The 19,199-nt window shown below is 60.9% G+C and carries 19 protein-coding genes; 11 read left to right on the forward strand and 8 right to left on the reverse strand.

Going from position 1 to position 19,199, the window contains the following annotated elements; translation table 11 throughout:
- Positions 1-1,425, reverse strand: a 1,425-nt coding sequence (gene thiI, locus ACIOUG_RS24610) for a tRNA uracil 4-sulfurtransferase ThiI (RefSeq protein ID WP_401069415.1), incomplete at its 3' end; no start/stop codon positions are given.
- A gap of 328 nt (positions 1,426-1,753) precedes the next feature.
- On the opposite strand from thiI, the gene glnA reads away from it, so the two are divergent.
- The 5 genes from glnA (at position 1,754) to ntrC (ending at position 7,322) form a co-directional block, all read left to right on the forward strand.
- Complete coding sequence (glnA, locus tag ACIOUG_RS24615; RefSeq protein WP_003220788.1) at positions 1,754-3,160, forward strand: glutamate--ammonia ligase; 1,407 nt, start codon at positions 1,754-1,756, stop codon at positions 3,158-3,160.
- Positions 3,161-3,445: 285 nt separating this feature from the next.
- Complete coding sequence (locus ACIOUG_RS24620; RefSeq protein ID WP_401069418.1) at positions 3,446-3,958, forward strand: DUF4124 domain-containing protein; 513 nt, start codon at positions 3,446-3,448, stop codon at positions 3,956-3,958.
- On the forward strand, positions 3,955-4,572 hold the full coding sequence (locus tag ACIOUG_RS24625) for a DUF4124 domain-containing protein (RefSeq protein WP_401069421.1): 618 nt from the start codon (positions 3,955-3,957) through the stop codon (positions 4,570-4,572). Before ACIOUG_RS24620 ends, ACIOUG_RS24625 begins: the two co-directional genes overlap by 4 nt.
- 231 nt (positions 4,573-4,803) lie before the next feature.
- On the forward strand, positions 4,804-5,889 hold the full coding sequence (gene glnL / locus ACIOUG_RS24630; RefSeq protein WP_007961730.1) for a nitrogen regulation protein NR(II): 1,086 nt from the start codon (positions 4,804-4,806) through the stop codon (positions 5,887-5,889).
- Positions 5,886-7,322 carry a nitrogen regulation protein NR(I) gene (gene ntrC / locus ACIOUG_RS24635; RefSeq protein WP_401069424.1) on the forward strand — a complete coding sequence of 479 codons (1,437 nt, stop codon included), beginning with the start codon at positions 5,886-5,888 and terminating at the stop codon, positions 7,320-7,322. The genes glnL and ntrC overlap by 4 nt, the downstream gene beginning before the upstream one ends.
- 507 nt (positions 7,323-7,829) lie before the next feature.
- Here the strand turns inward: ntrC and ACIOUG_RS24640 are convergent.
- A complete protein-coding gene (locus tag ACIOUG_RS24640) occupies positions 7,830-8,270 on the reverse strand; it encodes a hypothetical protein (protein ID WP_401069427.1) in 441 nt (146 codons plus the stop codon).
- Here ACIOUG_RS24640 and trmL point away from each other — a divergent pair.
- Positions 8,269-8,724 carry a tRNA (uridine(34)/cytosine(34)/5-carboxymethylaminomethyluridine(34)-2'-O)-methyltransferase TrmL gene (gene trmL, locus ACIOUG_RS24645; protein WP_401069429.1) on the forward strand — a complete coding sequence of 152 codons (456 nt, stop codon included), beginning with the start codon at positions 8,269-8,271 and terminating at the stop codon, positions 8,722-8,724. The genes ACIOUG_RS24640 and trmL overlap by 2 nt on opposite strands.
- 166 nt (positions 8,725-8,890) lie before the next feature.
- On the opposite strand, the gene secB is transcribed toward trmL, so the two are convergent.
- From secB to ACIOUG_RS24660, 3 genes are read right to left on the reverse strand one after another with little or no spacing between them, the layout of a single operon-like run.
- Positions 8,891-9,376, reverse strand: coding sequence for a protein-export chaperone SecB (secB, locus tag ACIOUG_RS24650; RefSeq protein WP_025110924.1), 486 nt, complete (start codon positions 9,374-9,376; stop codon positions 8,891-8,893).
- Positions 9,377-9,433: 57 nt separating this feature from the next.
- On the reverse strand, positions 9,434-9,688 hold the full coding sequence (grxC, locus tag ACIOUG_RS24655) for a glutaredoxin 3 (protein ID WP_401069432.1): 255 nt from the start codon (positions 9,686-9,688) through the stop codon (positions 9,434-9,436).
- A 1-nt stretch (position 9,689) separates the two neighbouring features.
- On the reverse strand, positions 9,690-10,103 hold the full coding sequence (locus ACIOUG_RS24660; protein ID WP_401069435.1) for a rhodanese-like domain-containing protein: 414 nt from the start codon (positions 10,101-10,103) through the stop codon (positions 9,690-9,692).
- A gap of 154 nt (positions 10,104-10,257) precedes the next feature.
- On the opposite strand from ACIOUG_RS24660, the gene gpmI reads away from it, so the two are divergent.
- The 5 genes from gpmI to ACIOUG_RS24685 all read left to right on the forward strand — a co-directional run bounded on the left by gpmI (position 10,258) and on the right by ACIOUG_RS24685 (position 16,862).
- The gene (gene gpmI / locus ACIOUG_RS24665) at positions 10,258-11,784 is read left to right on the forward strand and encodes a 2,3-bisphosphoglycerate-independent phosphoglycerate mutase (protein ID WP_401069438.1); all 1,527 of its coding nucleotides are present in this window, start codon (positions 10,258-10,260) and stop codon (positions 11,782-11,784) included.
- Positions 11,785-12,036: 252 nt separating this feature from the next.
- The gene (locus ACIOUG_RS24670) at positions 12,037-13,323 is read left to right on the forward strand and encodes a murein hydrolase activator EnvC family protein (RefSeq protein WP_401069440.1); all 1,287 of its coding nucleotides are present in this window, start codon (positions 12,037-12,039) and stop codon (positions 13,321-13,323) included.
- A 31-nt stretch (positions 13,324-13,354) separates the two neighbouring features.
- Positions 13,355-14,674 (forward strand): S41 family peptidase, encoded by a 1,320-nt coding sequence (locus tag ACIOUG_RS24675; protein ID WP_041071409.1) that lies wholly within the window; start codon positions 13,355-13,357, stop codon positions 14,672-14,674.
- Positions 14,675-14,676: 2 nt separating this feature from the next.
- Positions 14,677-15,453, forward strand: coding sequence for a divergent polysaccharide deacetylase family protein (locus tag ACIOUG_RS24680; RefSeq protein WP_401069443.1), 777 nt, complete (start codon positions 14,677-14,679; stop codon positions 15,451-15,453).
- A 113-nt stretch (positions 15,454-15,566) separates the two neighbouring features.
- On the forward strand, positions 15,567-16,862 hold the full coding sequence (locus ACIOUG_RS24685; RefSeq protein WP_401069446.1) for a Vps62-related protein: 1,296 nt from the start codon (positions 15,567-15,569) through the stop codon (positions 16,860-16,862).
- On the opposite strand, the gene ACIOUG_RS24690 is transcribed toward ACIOUG_RS24685, so the two are convergent.
- The 3 genes from ACIOUG_RS24690 to hisA form a co-directional block, all read right to left on the reverse strand.
- Positions 16,843-17,598, reverse strand: a complete 756-nt coding sequence (locus tag ACIOUG_RS24690; RefSeq protein ID WP_401069449.1) for a substrate-binding periplasmic protein — start codon at positions 17,596-17,598, stop codon at positions 16,843-16,845. The genes ACIOUG_RS24685 and ACIOUG_RS24690 overlap by 20 nt on opposite strands.
- A 73-nt stretch (positions 17,599-17,671) precedes the next feature.
- Complete coding sequence (gene hisF / locus ACIOUG_RS24695) at positions 17,672-18,442, reverse strand: imidazole glycerol phosphate synthase subunit HisF (protein ID WP_401069451.1); 771 nt, start codon at positions 18,440-18,442, stop codon at positions 17,672-17,674.
- Between the two features lie 9 nt (positions 18,443-18,451).
- A complete protein-coding gene (hisA, locus tag ACIOUG_RS24700; protein WP_401069453.1) occupies positions 18,452-19,189 on the reverse strand; it encodes a 1-(5-phosphoribosyl)-5-[(5-phosphoribosylamino)methylideneamino]imidazole-4-carboxamide isomerase in 738 nt (245 codons plus the stop codon).
- Positions 19,190-19,199: the final 10 nt, after the last annotated feature.

Raw genomic sequence — 19,199 nt, forward strand, 5'->3', positions numbered from 1 at the left:
CTCGCCAGTACCTGCTGTATGGTGAGCATGCAGGCGACTCATCACGCCTTTGTCGCAATACAGCAGGTACTGGCGAGTCGGATCCAGCTCCTTGAAACGAGCGTTCACTGCGTAGAACGGCATCGTCTGTACTTCTATGCCGGCGAGTTCCAGCGGGTCATCCTCGGCCGCATCCGGATGACGGATGTCGATAACGATCTGACCGGCCAGCGCTTCGCCGACTTCTTCGATCTGCAAATCCTGGCCCAATTCGTCGATCACTCGATCGATCGGCACCAGTTTGGCGTTTTCGAGCGCACGCTCGAGGACCGCCATGTCGAATTCTTTCTCTTCGTGCTCAACACGGTGGCGCTTGGCGGCGGTCTTCGGATTGACCGAGATGACCCCGCAGTACTCCGGCATGTGCCGGGCGAAATCGGCGGTGCCGATCTCGTTGGCCGTGTCGATGATGTCCTGCTTGTGCGCAACGATCAGTGGGCGCAGGACCAGCTTGTCGGTCACACAGTCGATCACCGACAGGTTCGGCAGCGTCTGGCTCGATACCTGGGAAATCGCTTCGCCGGTGACCAGCGCGTCGATGTGCAGCCGGTCGGCGATGGCCGACGATGCGCGCAACATCATACGCTTCAATACGACGCCCATATGACTGTTATCGACTTTGCCGAGAATTTCGCCCAACACTTCTTCGAACGGAACACTGACAAATAGCACGCGTTGCGAGCTGCCGTACTTCTTCCAGATGAAATGCGCGACTTCCATCACGCCCAATTCGTGGGCACGCCCGCCCAGATTGAAGAAGCAGAAATGCGCCATCAGGCCGCGACGCATGATCTGGTAGGCGGCAACCGTCGAGTCAAAGCCGCCGGACATCAATACCAGCGTCTGCTCCAGGGCACCGAGCGGGTAACCGCCGATGCCGTTGTGCTGGCTGTGGATGACAAACAACCGTTGGTCGCGAACTTCGATGCGAACTTCGATTTGCGGGTCTTTGAGGTCGATTCCGGCCGCACCGCACTCACGACGCAGCTTGCTGCCGACGTATTTTTCGACATCCATCGAGCTGAACGGGTGCTTGCCTGCACGCTTGCAGCGCACCGAGAAAATCTTCCCGGCCAGCACATCGCCGTAGTGCTGTTTGCACTTCTCGGTGATGTCGTCGAAGTCGCCCAGCGGGTACTCGTCGATCTGCAGAAAGTGCGCGACGCCCGGGGTGCACACCAGGCGCTCACCCATCTCTTTCAAGGCTTTGGGGTCGGTAACGCGGGTTTCCAGCTCGAGATTGTCCCACACACCGTTCACCACCACGGCCGGGTCCAGATCGCGGAGCACGGCGCGGATGTTCTTGGCCAGCTGGCGGATGAAACGCATCCGGACAGGGCGGCTTTTGATGGTGATCTCGGGGAAGACTTTTACGATTAGTTTCATGAAAACAGCGCGCGCAGGGCCAGCCGAAAAAGGGGGGCGCGGATTATAGCGGAAATTGCTCAAGGTTTAACCAGTTAATATGCAGAAGGTTTCACTTGCACCAAAACGGGTCATTTTCGTTTTCAGGCGCTACATTAAGGGGCGAGATTTTCGCCTTTATGGCGCTTTGCAGTGCTGCAAGCGTGAATTTGGGGCAAAAAACCCATGCTGGGGCACTGGCATGCAATTTGCTCCCTTGTGAGGCAGGTTGCCTTGGCAGAGTATCTGCGCCGGCATCACCCATATTAAGGGCATCCACTACCAAGCCCTAAGCCACCCGGAGGACACTATGTCGAAGTCGGTTCAACTCATCAAAGATCATGACGTCAAGTGGATTGATCTGCGCTTCACGGACACCAAAGGCACTCAGCACCACGTGACCATGCCGGCTCGCGATGCGCTGGAAGACGACTTCTTCGAAGTCGGCAAGATGTTCGACGGTTCCTCCATCGCTGGCTGGAAAGGCATCGAAGCCTCCGACATGATCCTGCTGCCGGACGACGACACTGCCGTTCTCGACCCGTTCACCGAAGACGCAACCCTGATCCTGGTTTGCGACATCATCGAACCTTCGACCATGCAAGGTTACGATCGCGACCCGCGCGCCATCGCTCACCGTGCCGAGGAATACCTGAAGACCACCGGTATCGGTGACACCGTCTTCGCCGGTCCAGAACCAGAATTCTTCATCTTCGACGAAGTGAAATTCAAGTCCGACATCTCCGGTTCGATGTTCAAGATCTACTCCGAACAAGGCTCGTGGATGTCCGACCAGGACATCGAAGGCGGCAACAAAGGCCACCGTCCAGGTATCAAAGGCGGCTACTTCCCGGTTCCGCCGTTCGACCACGACCACGAAATCCGTACTGCCATGTGCAACGCACTGGAAGAGATGGGCCAGACCGTTGAAGTTCACCACCACGAAGTGGCGACTGCCGGTCAGAACGAAATCGGTGTCAAGTTCAACACCCTGGTGAAGAAAGCTGACGAAGTTCAGACGCTGAAATACGTTGTGCACAACGTAGCCGACGCTTACGGCCGCACCGCGACCTTCATGCCGAAGCCACTGTACGGCGACAACGGCTCGGGCATGCACGTACACATGTCCATCGCCAAAGATGGCAAGAACACCTTCGCTGGTGAAGGCTATGCCGGCCTGTCCGAAACCGCCCTGTACTTCATCGGCGGTATCATCAAGCACGGTAAGGCCCTGAACGGCTTCACCAACCCGGCCACCAACTCGTACAAGCGTCTGGTGCCAGGTTTCGAAGCGCCGGTGATGCTGGCCTACTCGGCTCGTAACCGTTCCGCCTCGATCCGTATTCCTTACGTCAACAGCCCACGCGGCCGTCGTATCGAAGCACGCTTCCCGGATCCGGCTGCCAACCCGTACCTGGCTTTCGCAGCACTGCTGATGGCCGGCCTGGACGGTATCCAGAACAAGATCCACCCAGGCGATGCCGCTGACAAAAACCTGTACGACCTGCCGCCTGAAGAGGCGAAAGAGATCCCACAAGTTTGCGGCAGCCTGAAAGAAGCCCTGGAAGAACTGGACAAGGGCCGTGCGTTCCTGACCAAGGGCGGCGTGTTCTCCGACGACTTCATCGACGCTTACATCGCGCTGAAATCCGAAGAAGAAATCAAGGTCCGCACCTTCGTACACCCACTGGAATATGAGCTGTACTACAGCTGCTGATCCGGTAGCGCCGCGCTACGCGGCGTGACAAAAAGAGGCCTCCTTCGGGAGGCCTTTTTTATTGCCCGGATTTCGTTGGCGCCGCACGACCCTGTGGGAGCGGGCTTGCTCGCGAAGGCGTCGTGTCAGTCACCATCATCTTCAATGACCGACCGCATTCGCGAGCAAGCCCGCTCCCACAGGGGCATTGCAGCGCCTGAATGATTTGCGGATATATCCAGGGTTGGGCCAACCGCCACACCTGACCTATGCTGCACCCCATCGCTTTCTTTCCCGGTCGATTTCATGGGGCGCACCTTTCTCTACATCCTGTTGCTGATCGCCCTGCCCGCCGCCGCGCAGATCTACAAGTACACCGACGCCAACGGCAACACGGTGTACAGCGATCACTCGCCGGACGGCGTCAAGGCGCAGCCGCTGGAGTTGCCGCCGCTCAACAGCGTCGAGCCGCAAGCACCGAGCGCGCCACCCGCCTCCAGCACAGATAATCGCCCAGTAGCGCGCAGCGCTTATGAAGTGCTGGAACTGACCGGCCTGCCCAGCGAAGAAGCCCTGCGCGCCAACAACGGCACCTTCACCGTCAACGTGCTGATCAAGCCGCGTTTGCAGGCGCCGCACCAGTTAAGGCTGATATTGGACGACGCGCCTTACGGCCAGCCGAGCAACGTGCCGATCCTGCAACTGGTGAATGTCGATCGCGGCGAGCATCGTCTCGCGGTGCAGGTGATCGACGGCGAAGCGATCATCCAGCAGAGCCCGGCGGTGGTGTTCACCGTGCAGCGGGTGCACAAGCCATGAGGCTGTGCTGGCTGATCCTGTGCCTGTTCGCCCTGCCCGTGCACGCCGAGGTCTTCACCTATATCGACGCGCAGGGCAATCGCGTCTACACCGACCAGCCACGCGGCAACGCCAAGCGCGTACCTATCGCGACCAGTAATCGCATGTCGGCCAACCCCACGGCTGCAGCACCGCTCAGCGCTGTGAAAAAGGTCGCGGAACAACCGCTGTTCCACTACGACATGCTGCGCATCCTGATCCCCGAGCCGGACGCGACCATTCGCAGCAGCGCCGGCGAGGTGATCGTCAGCGTCACCAGCGAACCGGGCCTGCAGCAGGGCCATCGCTATCGCCTGCTGCTGGACGGCCACGCCACTGGCGAGCCGGGCCCGAGTCCGGTGTTCCCGTTGAGCAATATCGACCGGGGCAGCCATAACCTGTCGGTGGAAATCCTCGATGCCGACGACCGCATCGTCGAACGCACCGCCAACCAGCCGTTTCACATGCTGCGCATCTCGCTGGCGCAGAAACGCCAGATCAAACCCTGCGTCAGCGAAGACTACGGCGTGCGCCCGGAATGTCCGTTGAAAGACAAACCCGTCGAAGAAAAAAATCCCTTCCTGCGTTTCTTCTAACGCCGTTCAGCTTTGCGCACTATATTGGTGCATAAGACTGCACCGTACCCACAACCCAACCCATTTTGGTTCGAAACTTCCCGTTCTCGTGCATTGAGCGCCACGCAAATGAGCGTCAAACGCCTGTTTCAGGGGTTGAGCGCTTCTTTTCGGAGCCTTGGTTTAGTTTTTGCATTTTCCGTTTAACGACGCCTGCTTCTTGCGCACGCTCCGCCCCCAAAAGAGGCTCCGATGACTATTAGCGACGCAATCCACCGTTTGCTGCTCGACAACCTGACCACCGCCACCATCCTGCTCGACGCCGAATTGCGCCTCGAATACATGAACCCGGCGGCGGAAATGCTGCTGGCCATCAGCGGCCAGCGCAGCCATGGGCAGTTCATCAGCGAGCTGTTCACCGAGTCCACCGAGGCGCTCAACTCATTGCGCCAGGCAGTCGAACAGGCGCACCCGTTCACCAAACGCGAAGCGATGCTCACCGCCCTCACCGGCCAGACCCTGACCGTGGACTACGCGGTGACGCCAATCCTCAGCAATGGCGCGACCATGCTTCTGCTGGAAGTGCACCCGCGTGATCGTCTGCTGCGGATCACCAAGGAAGAGGCGCAGCTGTCCAAGCAGGAAACCAGCAAGATGCTGGTGCGCGGCCTGGCCCACGAGATCAAGAATCCGCTCGGCGGCATCCGTGGTGCGGCGCAGCTGCTGGCCCGCGAACTGCCGGAAGACAGCCTGCGCGACTACACCAACGTGATCATCGAAGAGGCCGACCGCCTGCGCAATCTGGTTGACCGCATGCTCGGCTCGAACAAGCTGCCGTCGCTCGCGCTGTGTAACGTCCACGAAGTGCTCGAACGCGTCTGCCAACTGGTCGAGGCGGAAAGCCAGGGCTGCATCACCTTGGTGCGCGACTACGATCCGAGCATTCCCGACGTATTGATCGACCGCGAACAAATGATTCAGGCCGTGCTGAACATCGTGCGCAACGCGATGCAGGCGATCAGCAGCCAGAACGAGCTGCGCCTGGGCCGCATCAGTCTGCGCACCCGGACCATGCGCCAGTTCACCATCGGCCACGTCCGTCATCGCCTGGTGACCAAGATCGAGATCATCGACAACGGCCCGGGGATCCCCGCGGAACTTCAGGAAACCATCTTCTTTCCCATGGTCAGCGGCCGTCCGGACGGTACCGGGCTGGGCCTGGCCATTACCCAGAACATCATCAGCCAGCACCAGGGCCTGATCGAGTGTGACAGCCACCCCGGCCACACCACGTTCTCGATCTTTCTGCCACTGGAACAAGGAGCCACATCGACATGAGCCGTAGTGAAACCGTGTGGATCGTCGATGACGACCGTTCTATCCGTTGGGTTCTGGAAAAGGCCTTGCAGCAGGAAGGCATGACCACGCAGAGCTTCGACAGCGCCGATGGCGTGATGAGTCGTCTGGCCCGTCAGCAGCCTGATGTGATCATTTCCGACATCCGCATGCCGGGCGCCAGTGGCCTCGACCTGCTGGCACGCATCCGCGAACAGCATCCACGGTTGCCGGTCATCATCATGACCGCTCACTCCGACCTCGACAGCGCCGTCGCTTCCTATCAGGGCGGCGCCTTCGAATACCTGCCCAAGCCGTTCGACGTGGACGAGGCGGTATCTCTGGTCAAACGCGCCAACCAGCATGCGCAGGAGCAGCAAGGTCTGGAAGTGGTGCCGGCGCTGACTCGCACTCCGGAAATCATCGGCGAAGCGCCGGCGATGCAGGAAGTGTTTCGCGCCATCGGCCGCTTGAGCCATTCCAACATCACCGTACTGATCAACGGCGAATCCGGCACCGGTAAAGAGCTGGTGGCCCACGCCCTGCACCGCCACAGCCCGCGCGCGGCCTCGCCGTTCATCGCGCTGAACATGGCGGCGATCCCGAAAGACCTGATGGAATCCGAGCTTTTCGGCCACGAGAAAGGCGCGTTCACCGGCGCGGCCAACCTACGCCGCGGACGCTTCGAACAGGCCGACGGCGGCACGCTGTTCCTCGACGAAATCGGCGACATGCCGGCGGATACCCAGACCCGTTTGCTGCGCGTGCTGGCCGACGGCGAGTTCTATCGCGTCGGCGGCCATGTGCCGGTCAAGGTCGACGTGCGGATCATCGCCGCGACTCACCAGAATCTGGAAACCCTGGTGCATGCCGGGAAATTCCGTGAGGACTTGTTCCACCGCCTCAACGTGATCCGCATCCACATCCCGCGCCTGTCGGATCGTCGCGAAGACATCCCGACCCTGGCCAAGCACTTCCTCAGCCGCGCCGCGCAAGAACTGGCGGTGGAGCCGAAGCTGCTCAAGAGCGAGACCGAGGAATACCTGAAGAATCTGCCGTGGGGCGGCAACGTGCGCCAGCTGGAAAACACCTGCCGCTGGATCACCGTGATGGCCTCCGGGCGCGAAGTGCACATCAGTGACCTGCCACCGGAACTGCTGAGCCTGCCGCAGGATTCGGCGCCGGTAACCAACTGGGAGCAGGCGCTGCGCCAGTGGGCCGATCAGGCGCTGGCCCGCGGCCAGTCGAGCCTGCTCGACAGCGCGGTGCCGGCGTTCGAGCGGATCATGATCGAGACTGCACTGAAGCACACCGCCGGGCGTCGGCGTGATGCGGCGGTATTGCTTGGCTGGGGGCGCAATACCCTGACGCGCAAGATCAAGGAATTGGGGATGAAAGTGGATGGCGGCGATGACGAAGAGGGGGATGAGGGTTAACTCGGCACTCTAGTCATCCGCGAAAAGATCGCAGCCTGCGGCAGCTCCTACAGAGAACGCATATCCCTGTAGGAGCTGCCGCAGGCTGCGATCTTTTTTTGTGTGCACCGCCACAAGGCACGGCGAACCGCAATTGGGCATGACTCACTGATCAAAAAAACACCAACAAGATCAAAGCTTCACCAAGCAGAAGCCTCAAAGCCCCGATTCACAGGGCTTTCGCGGTTCTTGGGCTTTTTTCTGTTTCGAAATACAAAAACTGGCACGCGCCCTGCAATAACACTTACAGGTGATTCGATTCACCACCCGTTTCGGGGACCTTGGTACAGGCAGGCCGGGGAATCCCCTCTTTACACCGGGCTCACCGCGCCAACGCGATGTGCCCAGCCTTTTGGGATCCTTGGTACAGGCAGGCCGGGGGTTCCCTCTTTACACCGGACCGACGCTCTCAGCGAAGTCCACCCCGTTTTGGGAACCCTGGTACAGGCAGGCCGGGGATTCCCGCTTTTATTGCTCCCGGAGATGGATCTCCAGCCGCCAGCGGTCATCGACCTTGCTCCCGGCCCACTCCCCTTGCAGCGGCCGCGCCGCCAGCACCGTCAGCAACAACCCACCGTCACTCACGCGCGTTCGCCAGTTCACGTCCTTGCCGTTGAGCTTGAGCTGACCCTTCTGCGCCTTGCCTTCAGCCTGGAACAACAGGGCCACGGTGCCGTCGATGATCTCGCCGTGCAGTTGCGGTTCGTTGTTGAACCACACCACCAGGCCGTCACCGCTCACCTCGACCTGCTGCAACACAGTCGGATCCGGCGTGGTCAGGCGACCGATCATCAAACCGACCATCAGCCCGAAAATCGCCAGCGAACCGATCACCCGCGGGAATAGTTTCGAACGCGGGTCGGCTTGCGGCGTAGAATGCGCGTCATCTTTACCTTCGGAGCCGTGCATGTTTCACGTCATCCTTTTTCAACCAGAAATTCCGCCGAACACCGGCAACGTTATCAGGCTGTGCGCCAACAGTGGCTGCCACCTGCATTTGATCGAACCGCTGGGTTTCGAGATGGACGACAAGCGCTTGCGCCGGGCCGGCCTCGACTACCACGAATATGCCACGTTGCAGCGCCATGCCGACCTCGCCAGCTGCCTGGAAAGCCTCGGCAACCCACGGCTGTTCGCGTTCACCACCAAGGGCTCGCGGCCGTTTCACGATGTTGCGTTCGTCCCGGGCGATGCGTTCATCTTCGGTCCGGAAAGCCGTGGCCTGCCGCCCGAGGTGCTGGACGCCATGCCCGCCGAACAGCGCCTGCGCCTGCCGATGCGTGAAGGCTGCCGCAGTCTGAACCTGTCCAACACCGTGGCGGTGGCGGTGTACGAAGCGTGGCGGCAGAACGACTTCAAATAACCACCCGATCCCTGTAGGAGCTGCCGCAGGCTGCGATCTTTTGACCTTGTTTTTGAACATCAAGATCAAAAGATCGCAGCCTGCGGCAGCTCCTACACGAAGGTTTCGTTTGCCCCATGAAAAAAGCGCCTTTAAACGGCGCTTTTTCATGGGGCAAACGAAGCTTTTATTGTACGGTCGGCGTCTCGCCCGCAGCCTGCATGCGCTGCAGCTCTTGCGCGTACAGAGCGTCGAAGTTCACCGGCGCCAGCATCAGGGCCGGGAACGAACCGCGGGTCACCAGGCTGTCCAGGGTTTCGCGAGCGTACGGGAACAGAATGTTCGGGCAGAACGCACCCAGGGTGTGGCTCATCGAAGCCGCGTCGAGGTTCTTGATCAGGAAGATACCGGCCTGTTGCACTTCAGCGATGAAGGCGACTTCGTCACCGTTTTTCACGGTCACGGACAGGGTCAGCACGACTTCGTAGAAATCACCTTCCAGTTCTTTCTGGCGAGTGTTCAGATCCAGACCGACGGTCGGGTCCCACTGCTGGCGGAAGATCGCCGGGCTTTTCGGGGCTTCGAAGGACAGATCGCGTACGTAGATGCGCTGCAAGGAGAATTGCGGTGCGGTTTCTTCTTCGCTGGCTGCAGTGTTCTGTTGGTCAGTCATCTCAGATCCTTTCTGATCTTGGGTCTTTTAGGGATTGCTGTACGTGGGTGCAGCCGTTCAGGCCTTGAGCAGCGCGTCGAGCTTGCCGGCGCGCTCCAGGGCATACAAATCATCACAACCGCCGATGTGCCTGTCGCCGATCCAGATCTGCGGCACGGAGGTGCGTCCGGCCTTCTGGCTCATGGCAGCACGAATCTGCGGCTTGCCATCGACCTTGATCTCTTCGAAGGCCACACCTTTGTTCGCGAGCAATTGCTTGGCTCGCATGCAGTAAGGGCAGTAGTCGCTGGAGTAGACGATGACTTCGCTCATATCACTTCACCAGTGGCAGGTTGTCGCCTTTCCAGCTGGCGATGCCGCCGGACAGCTTGGCGGCGGTGAAGCCGGATTTCATCAGCTCGCGAGCGTGGGTGCCAGCGGTCTGGCCCAGGGCGTCGACCAGAATGATGGTCTTGGCCTTGTGCTTTTCCAGCTCGCCGATGCGCGCAGCCAGCTTGTCTTGAGGAATGTTGATCGCGCCAACGATATGGCCGGCGGCGTAATCTTTCGCCGGACGGATGTCCACCACCACGCCTGCGTCCTTGTTGACCAATGCGGTCAGTTCGCCGGTGCTCAGGCTTTTACCGCCGCCCTGCATCGTGTGCGCCAGCAGCAAAGCCAGCAATACGACGAAGATACCGACAAGAATGTAGTGGTTAGTGGCAAATTCAATCAGGTGAGCAACCATCGAAGGAGGTTCCAGGGCGTTAAAATGTCGGCCAGTATACACAGCCCCTATGGTGGGCCAAACCCCGTCCGGCGGTGACGTGGTCGGAACTAAGCATTAAACTCACCACTCCCTTTTTCAACGCCCTCTTCTTTATTAGCCACGAGTGGATTCCATGACTACCACGCCTAAACCTTTGGTCCTGATGATTCTCGACGGCTTCGGTCACAGTGACAGCCACGAATCCAATGCCGTGTATGCGGCGAAGAAGCCTGTGCTCGATCGTCTCTGGGCCACGGTGCCGAACGGCCTGATCTCGGGCAGCGGCATGGACGTCGGCCTGCCGGACGGCCAGATGGGCAACTCCGAAGTCGGCCACATGAACCTCGGCGCCGGGCGCGTGGTGTATCAGGACTTCACTCGCGTGACCAAGGCGATCCGCGACGGCGAGTTCTTCGACAACCCGACCATTTGCGCCGCCGTGGATAAAGCCGTGGCCGCCGGCAAAGCCGTGCACTTCATGGGTCTGCTGTCCGATGGCGGCGTGCACAGCCACCAGGATCACCTGGTCGCGATGGCCGAACTGGCCTTCAAGCGCGGCGCCGAAAAAATCTACCTGCACGCCTTCCTCGATGGCCGCGACACGCCGCCGAAAAGCGCCGCGTCGTCGATCGAACTGCTCGACGCGACCTTCCAGGCGCTTGGCAAGGGCCGCATCGCCAGCATCGTCGGTCGCTATTTCGCGATGGACCGTGACAACCGCTGGGACCGCGTGTCCCAGGCCTACAACCTGATCGTCGACGGCAACGCCGAGTTCAACGCCGCCACGGCCCAGGAAGGCCTCGAAGCCGCCTACGCCCGTGGCGAGAGCGACGAATTCGTCAAAGCCACGACCATCGGCGAGCCGGTCAAGGTCGAAGACGGCGACGCCGTGGTGTTCATGAACTTCCGCGCCGACCGCGCCCGCGAGCTGACCCGCGTATTCGTCGAAGACGACTTCAAGGAATTCGAGCGTGCGCGCCAGCCAAAAGTGCAGTACGTGGGCTTGACCCAATACGCTGCCAGCATCCCGGCCCCGGCGGCTTTTGCTCCGGGCAGCCTGGAAAACGTGCTTGGCGACTACCTGGCGAAAAACGGCAAGACCCAACTGCGCATTGCAGAAACCGAAAAATATGCACACGTGACCTTCTTCTTCTCCGGTGGCCGTGAAGAACCGTTCCCGGGTGAAGAGCGCATTCTGATTCCGTCGCCAAAAGTCGCCACCTACGACCTGCAGCCGGAAATGAGCGCGCCGGAAGTCACCGACCGTATCGTCGATGCCATTGAGCATCAGCGTTACGACGTGATCGTGGTCAACTACGCCAACGGCGACATGGTCGGCCACAGCGGCGTGTTCGACGCGGCAGTGAAGGCCGTTGAATGCCTCGACACTTGCGTCGGGCGTATCGTCGAGGCGCTGGAAAAGGTGGGCGGCGAAGCGCTGATCACCGCCGACCACGGCAACGTCGAAAAAATGGCCGATGAAGAAACCCACCAGGCCCACACCGCGCACACCACCGAGCCGGTACCGTTCATTTATGTCGGCAAGCGTGACCTCAAGGTCCGTGAAGGCGGCGTACTGGCGGACGTGGCCCCGACCATGCTGATGCTGCTGGGCCTGGAAAAACCGGCGGAAATGACCGGCACATCGATTCTGGTGTAATTCGCCAGAGCAAACACCGCCAAACCCTGTGGGAGCTGGCTTGCCAGCGATAGCAATCTGACAGCCAACAGCTATGTTGAATGTGCAGACGCCATCGCTGGCAAGCCAGCTCCCACAGTGGTTTATGGGGTTTTCGAAATGGAAATGAGCCTCTCTGCCGCTCCAGTTATCACACAAGCCCAATTGGGCGTTTTTTTTGCCGCCCCGGGCGGGCATACTAGGCCGTCCATTACCCTGGTGCCGCCCGCCTCTATGCTCCGCGTCCTGATCGCCCTCGCTCTGACCTGCCTGCTCCAACCGGCCTTCGCTGACGAGCGCGCGCAAACCCAACAGCAGTTGGATGCCACGCGTCAGGACATCGCCGAGCTGAAAAAGCTGCTGGGCAAGCTGCAGGAAGAAAAATCCGGTGTGCAGAAAGAGCTCAAGGGCACCGAAACCGAGATGGGCAAGCTCGAGAAGCAGGTCGATGCCCTGCAGAAAGAGCTGAAGAAAAGCGAATCCGAGCTGCAGCGGCTCGATGCGGAGAAAAAAAAACTCCAGAGCGCGCGCACTGAACAGCAGCGACTGATCGCCATCCAGGCCCGCGCGGCCTACCAGAATGGCCGACAGGAATACCTCAAGCTGCTGCTCAACCAGCAGAACCCCGAGAAATTCGCCCGCACCCTCACCTATTACGATTACCTGAGCCAGGCCCGCCTGGAGCAGTTGAAGAACTTCAACGAAACCCTGCGCCAACTGGCCAATGTCGAAAAAGACATCGCCATGCAACAAGCACAATTGCTGGTGCAGAAAAGCAGTCTCGACAGCCAGCGTGACGAACTCGACAAGGTGCGCAAGGAACGCCAGCAAGTCCTCGCCAAGCTCAATGATGACGTGAAGGCCCGCGACCAGAAACTCGCCGCCCGCGAGCAGGATCAGGCAGACCTGTCTAAAGTCCTTAAAACCATTGAAGAAACCCTGGCCCGCCAGGCCCGTGAGGCAGAAGAAGCGCGGCAGAAAGCGCTGATCGCCCAGCAGGAAGCGGAAAAAAAGCGTTTGCGTGAGGCGCAGGCTGAAAACAGCGACGCCCCACGAAAACCAGTCAGATCAAGCCCCGGCGCACTGGTGTCGAGCAGCGGCGAGACCTTCGGTGGCCCTTTTGCCGCAACCCGGGGAAAACTTCCTTGGCCGGTTGATGGTCGATTGCTGGCACGCTTCGGCGAAAGCCGTGGCGACGATGCCCGGACCAAGTGGGATGGCGTGATGATCAGCGCCGCCGCCGGCAGCCAGGTGCATGCGGTGCACGGTGGGCGCGTGGTGTTCGCCGACTGGTTGCGTGGCGCCGGGCTGCTGGTGATCCTTGATCACGGCAATGGTTATCTGAGTCTTTACGGTCACAACCAGACGCTGCTCAAGTCGGCCGGTGACGTGGTAAAAGCCGGTGAGTCGATCTCCACTGTGGGTAACAGTGGCGGTCAGGACACACCAGCGCTGTATTTCGCAATTCGTCAGCAGGGTCACCCGAGTGATCCGGCGCAATGGTGTCACGCGCAAGGATAAGCGCGTCGCCTAATTCAGGAGTTCGTTCGACATGCTGCATTTGTCCCGCCTTACCTCGCTGGCCCTGACGATCGCTCTGGTGATCGGCGCGCCTCTGGCGTTCGCCGCTCAACCGGCCCCGGCCGTCGCTCCGGCAGGTACTGCCGCGACCGCCAAGGCCCCGTTGCCGCTAGAAGAGTTGCGCACCTTTGCCGAGGTCATGGACCGGATCAAGGCGGCGTATGTCGAGCCGGTGGACGACAAGACCCTGCTGGAGAACGCGATCAAGGGCATGCTCAGCAACCTCGATCCGCACTCCGCCTATCTGGGCCCTGAAGACTTCACCGAGTTGCAGGAAAGCACCAGCGGCGAATTCGGCGGCCTGGGCATCGAAGTCGGCTCCGAAGACGGCTTCATCAAGGTCGTCTCGCCAATCGACGACACCCCGGCATCGAAGGCCGGCATTCAGGCCGGTGACTTCATCGTCAAGATCAACGGCCAGCCGACTCGCGGCCAGACCATGACCGAAGCCGTGGACAAGATGCGCGGTAAGATCGGTCAGAAGATCACCCTGACCCTGGTCCGCGACGGCGGCACGCCGTTCGACGTGACCCTGGCGCGCGCCGTGATTCAAGTGAAGAGCGTCAAGGCGCAGCTGCTGGAATCGGGCTACGGCTACATCCGCATCACCCAGTTCCAGGTCAAGACCGGCGAAGAGGTCTCCAAGGCCCTGGCCAAGCTGCGCAAAGACAACGGCAAGAAGCTCAACGGCATCATCCTCGACCTGCGCAACAACCCGGGCGGTGTGTTGCAGGCAGCGGTGGAAGTGGTCGACCATTTCATCAAGAAAGGCCTGATCGTCTACACCAAGGGCCGGATCGCCAATTCCGAGCTGCGCTTCTCCGCCACCGGCAAGGACGAAAGCGAAGCGGTGCCAATGGTCGTGCTGATCAACGGCGGCAGCGCCTCGGCGTCGGAAATCGTCGCCGGCGCCCTGCAGGATCAGAAACGCGCGGTGGTCATGGGCACCACCAGTTTCGGCAAAGGTTCGGTGCAAACCGTGCTGCCGCTGAACAACGACCGTGCGCTGAAGATCACTACCGCGCTGTACTTCACGCCGAACGGTCGCTCGATCCAGGCCCAGGGCATCGTCCCGGACATCGAAGTGCGCAAGGCCAAAATCACCAACGAAGCGGACGGCGACTACTTCAAGGAAGCCGACCTGCAAGGTCACCTGGGCAACGGCAACGGTGGCGCGGACAAGCCGACCGGTTCTGGCGCCAAGGCCAAGGCCATGCCGCAGGATGACGATTACCAGTTGGCCCAGGCCCTGAGCCTGCTCAAAGGCCTGAGCATCACGTCCGGCCGTTGAGGATGACTTTGCGTTTTCTCTTCGTCCTGCTGTGCTGTCTGGCGGGTGCTGCGCACGCAGAACCCGCCAGGACTACCCCGCCGAAAGCCTACCTGACGCTGATCATCGACGACCTGGGGCAAAACCTGCCCCGGGATCGCCGCGTGCTGGCCCTGCCCGGCCCGGTGACCACGGCGATCATGCCCGACACTCCGCACGCCACCGAATTCGCCCGCGAAGCCCATCGCGCCGGCAAGATCGTGATCCTGCACATGCCGATGGACCCGGCCACCGGCCCGTACGCCTGGCACCCCGAGCTACCGCTCGAAGAGTTGCAAAAGCGCCTCGACGCCGCGTTCAAAAGGGTCCCTTACACCGCCGGCATCAACAACCACATGGGCAGTCGCATGACGGCGCAACCGGTGGCAATGGCGTGGCTGATGGGTGAATTGCAGCGCCGGCACAAGTTCTTCGTCGACAGTCGCACCAGCGCCCAGACCGTCGCCGCGCAGCAGGCACAGAAGATCGACCTGGCGAGTGTTTCGCGGGATGTATTCCTCGATGACGAGCGCACCGAAGCCGCGATCTTCACTCAGCTGCAGATCGCCATCAGCCTGGCGCGCAAGCAAGGATCGGCGGTGATGATCGGCCACCCGTATCCGCAGACGCTGGCGGTGCTGGAGCGTGAATTGCCGAAGCTCAAGGCTCAGGGCATCGAGTGGATCGACATCAAGCAGATGATCAGCGTGCGCAGCAATCGCGCCACCGCCGCGCATGGCAAGGACGGCGTCTACCGCTGAACAGCCTTCACCGCGATACATAATTACCGCCAAACGGCCCGTGCATCGCCGGATAGTGAGCCCTGCAACCGTGACGACTCTTCCCGAGTCGTCTTTCACTATCAGGGCTGATTATGAATACCGAAGAAAAGGACGCAGGCGTCCCGAAACAGGCGAAACCCATCACGCTGGACAATCTGCTGATCAACTTCACGACTGATTTCCAACGAATCTGGGACAGCAGCGGATCGAAAGCGGCACCCGGGAGCTTTTGGCGCCCGACGCCCTCTCCCGAGATGCTGCCGGGCTACTTCCCGTTAGGCGATGTCGTGATCGGCAGCCACGACAACATCAGTGCAAAACACGTCGTCGCTGTTGTCAGTGAGCGCGAGACCGACCCGACAAAAGCCAAAGCCCTCAGCGCGCCCCTCGACTTCGAGCAAGTCTGGAAAGATACCGGCTCGGGCGCCAACGCCAACTGCACGGTGTGGCAACCGCTGCCCCCGGCCGGCTACGTTGCCCTGGGGCAAGTTTGCTCCAGCGGCAGCGACAAACCGCTGCTCAGCAGCGTGCGCTGCGTCCGGGCCGATCTGGTGATCGCGTCAGCCATCGGCAACCTGCTCTGGAGCGACAAGGGCAGCGGTGCACGGCAGAGTTTCAGTGCCTGGAGTGTCACGCCGCCCAGTGCACCGCCGGGAGAAATTCACTTCGCACCGGGCACCTTTTTTGCCGCAAACAGCTTCAGCCGGCCAGAGGCCAATGTCAGTGTCTATGCCTTGCGGATGCAGATCGCGCCGCTGATCAACGCGTCGCCAGCGCTGCCGGCGCTCTCCGTAGCAGGCGCTGCGCAAACCAACGGAGCGGCCGCCCTCGCTCAGGTGGTCGAACTGCCGTGGTTCGTGGTCAAGGATGACCTGTCACCGCTCGAACAATTACGCCGCACGCCGTTTTATCGCCTGGAAAGAACCGATCAGTATTATCTGGTCGGGAGCGGACACAATACGGGCGACAAGGCCCGGGCTTTCAAGTGGACTGCTCAGCGCCTGCAGAATCCGAAGATACTGCGTCTGTTCTCGCAACTTACCGCCATCAGTTTCGTAGGCTCGTGGGCAACGAAGGGCGACATTCATCCGTCTCTACCGTTTTCGGCAAGACTGGACAGCCAGTTCACTCACGGCGAGACCTCAACCAGTGGCTGGCAGACGCCATTCGTCAGCCACGTCCTCGCGATGGCCGGCAAAGGCAAATTCGTCGCGGCTTATCAGCAAGAGAGTTTCTACGAGCTGCTGCGTGCAGACGGCTCGCAAGCGGGGATCAACCTCGGTTACACCCAGTACGACAACCTGGAGTTGCTGCAATATCCGCCGGAAGAATGCACCCACGACGCAGCGGACAAGACGTTGCCGACCGCTACAGATAGCGCCCCATGATCTCGTCGACCACACCGTCCTTGCGCATCTGATCCAGCGCCGCCTGCAGCCTGGCGACGGTTGCATCCGAGACGTCCTTGTTCAGCGCCAGGTACAACTCGGCGCTGTTGAAGCGCAATACGGTCTTGAGGCCGGTGACCCCGTCCTGCCGCGCCAGATAACGCCCGGCAGGATCACCCGTGGCCCACAGGTCGATCTGGCCGTTGACCAGTTTTTTCGCGTTGTCCTGATCGCGCAGTACCACGATCGGCTTCAAGCCTTGCTTGGCCAGGGTCTCGGCAATCGCGTCGCCCTTGTAGGCACCGATCTTGTATTTGCGCGCATCGTTGAGGGTTTCGAGGGTGATCTTGCTGTCGGCCCTGGCCAACATGATCCAGTCGTCCGGACCGATCGGGCCGACCCATTTGAACAGCTGTTCGCGATCCGGCAGGCGGGCCATCACGAAGGCACCATAACCGGGGTTTTCCAGCGCCAGTTTGTAGACCCGCTCCCACGGGAAGCGCAGCGTCAGGCTGTAAGTGAGCCCGGCGCGCTTGAACATTTCGCGCACGATGTCGGCGGCAATGCCGTTGATATTCTCGCCCTTGGCGAAGTTCTTGCCGTCTTTCGCCATGTTGTACGGCGGAAAGTTTTCGGTGAGGAGCACCAGATCGGTGTCGGGACTGTTTTCGGCCCGCGCCGTGTTGAGCAACAACACAGAGGCACTGGCGAGAACAAGAAGCAGGCGTTTGATCATATCGGGCTACCGGATTCCATGGCGTGCCCAAGAGTGCCTTGGGGACGCCATGCTGTCCACTGGCCTGTACGGTTTAGCGCATGACAATTCCGCGCTGCGCCATGTAGGCCTTGGCCTCCTGCACGGTGTATTCGCCGAAGTGGAAAATACTCGCCGCCAGCACCGCGCTGGCGTGGCCTTCGAGGATACCGTCGGCCAGATGCTGCAGGTTGCCGACGCCGCCGGAGGCGATCACCGGAATGCCCAGGGCATCGCTGATCGCCCGGGTCACGCCGAGGTCGAAACCGCTTTTCATGCCGTCCTGATCCATGCTGGTCAGCAGGATCTCGCCGGCACCGAGGCCTTCCATTTTCTTCGCCCACTCGACGGCGTCGAGACCGGTCGGCTTGCGCCCGCCGTGGGTGAAGATTTCCCAGCGCGGGGTTTCGCCCGGGCCGGAGACCTTCTTCGCGTCGATGGCGACGACGATGCACTGCGAGCCGAAATGCTGCGCCGCTTCGCCGACGAACTCCGGATTGAACACCGCTGCGGTGTTGATCGAGACCTTGTCCGCACCGGCGTTGAGCAGGTTGCGGATGTCCTGCACGGTACGCACGCCACCGCCGACGGTCAGCGGAATGAACACCTGGCTGGCCATGCGCTCGACGGTGTGCAGCGTGGTGTCGCGGCCATCGACACTGGCGGTGATGTCGAGAAAGGTAATCTCGTCGGCGCCCTGCTCGTCATAACGACGGGCAATTTCCACCGGGTCACCGGCATCGCGGATGTTCTCGAACTTCACACCTTTGACGACCCGGCCGTTGTCCACGTCCAGGCAAGGGATGATGCGTTTGGCCAGCGCCATGGTCAGTCCTCAGCCTTGGTACGCGTCGCAGAAAGCTTGCGCTTCAGCGACGTCGAGGGTGCCTTCGTAGATCGCGCGGCCGGTGATTGCGCCGATGATGCCCGGCGCCTTGGCGTCGAGCAGCGACTTGATGTCACCCAGGTTGTGAATGCCGCCGGAGGCGATCACCGGGATCTTGGTGGCAGCAGCCAGCGCAGCGGTGAACGGTACGTTGCAGCCCTGCATCATGCCGTCTTTGGCGATGTCGGTATAAACGATCGACGATACGCCGTCGGCTTCGAACTGCCTGGCCAGGTCGATGACCTGCACGGTGCTGATTTCAGCCCAGCCATCGGTGGCGACGAATCCGTCTTTGGCATCCAGACCGACGATGATTTTGCCCGGAAACGCGCGGCAGGCTTCAGCGACGAACGCCGGATCTTTCACCGCTTTAGTGCCGATGATCACGTAGCTCACGCCGGCCTTGACGTAGTGCTCGATGGTTTCCAGCGAGCGGATACCGCCGCCAATCTGGATCGGCAGGGTCGGGTAGCGCTTGGCGATCGCGGTCACCACTTCGCCGTTGACCGGCTGGCCTTCGAACGCACCGTTCAGGTCGACCAGATGCAGACGGCGGCAACCGCCCTCCACCCACTTGGCAGCCATGCTCACCGGGTCATCGGAGAACACTGTGGAGTCTTCCATGCGGCCCTGGCGCAGACGTACGCAGGCACCGTCCTTGAGATCGATGGCGGGGATCCTCTGCATCTGGCACGGC

The organism is Pseudomonas sp. NPDC087803 (genome assembly GCF_044742995.1).
Lineage (GTDB): Bacteria > Pseudomonadota > Gammaproteobacteria > Pseudomonadales > Pseudomonadaceae > Aquipseudomonas.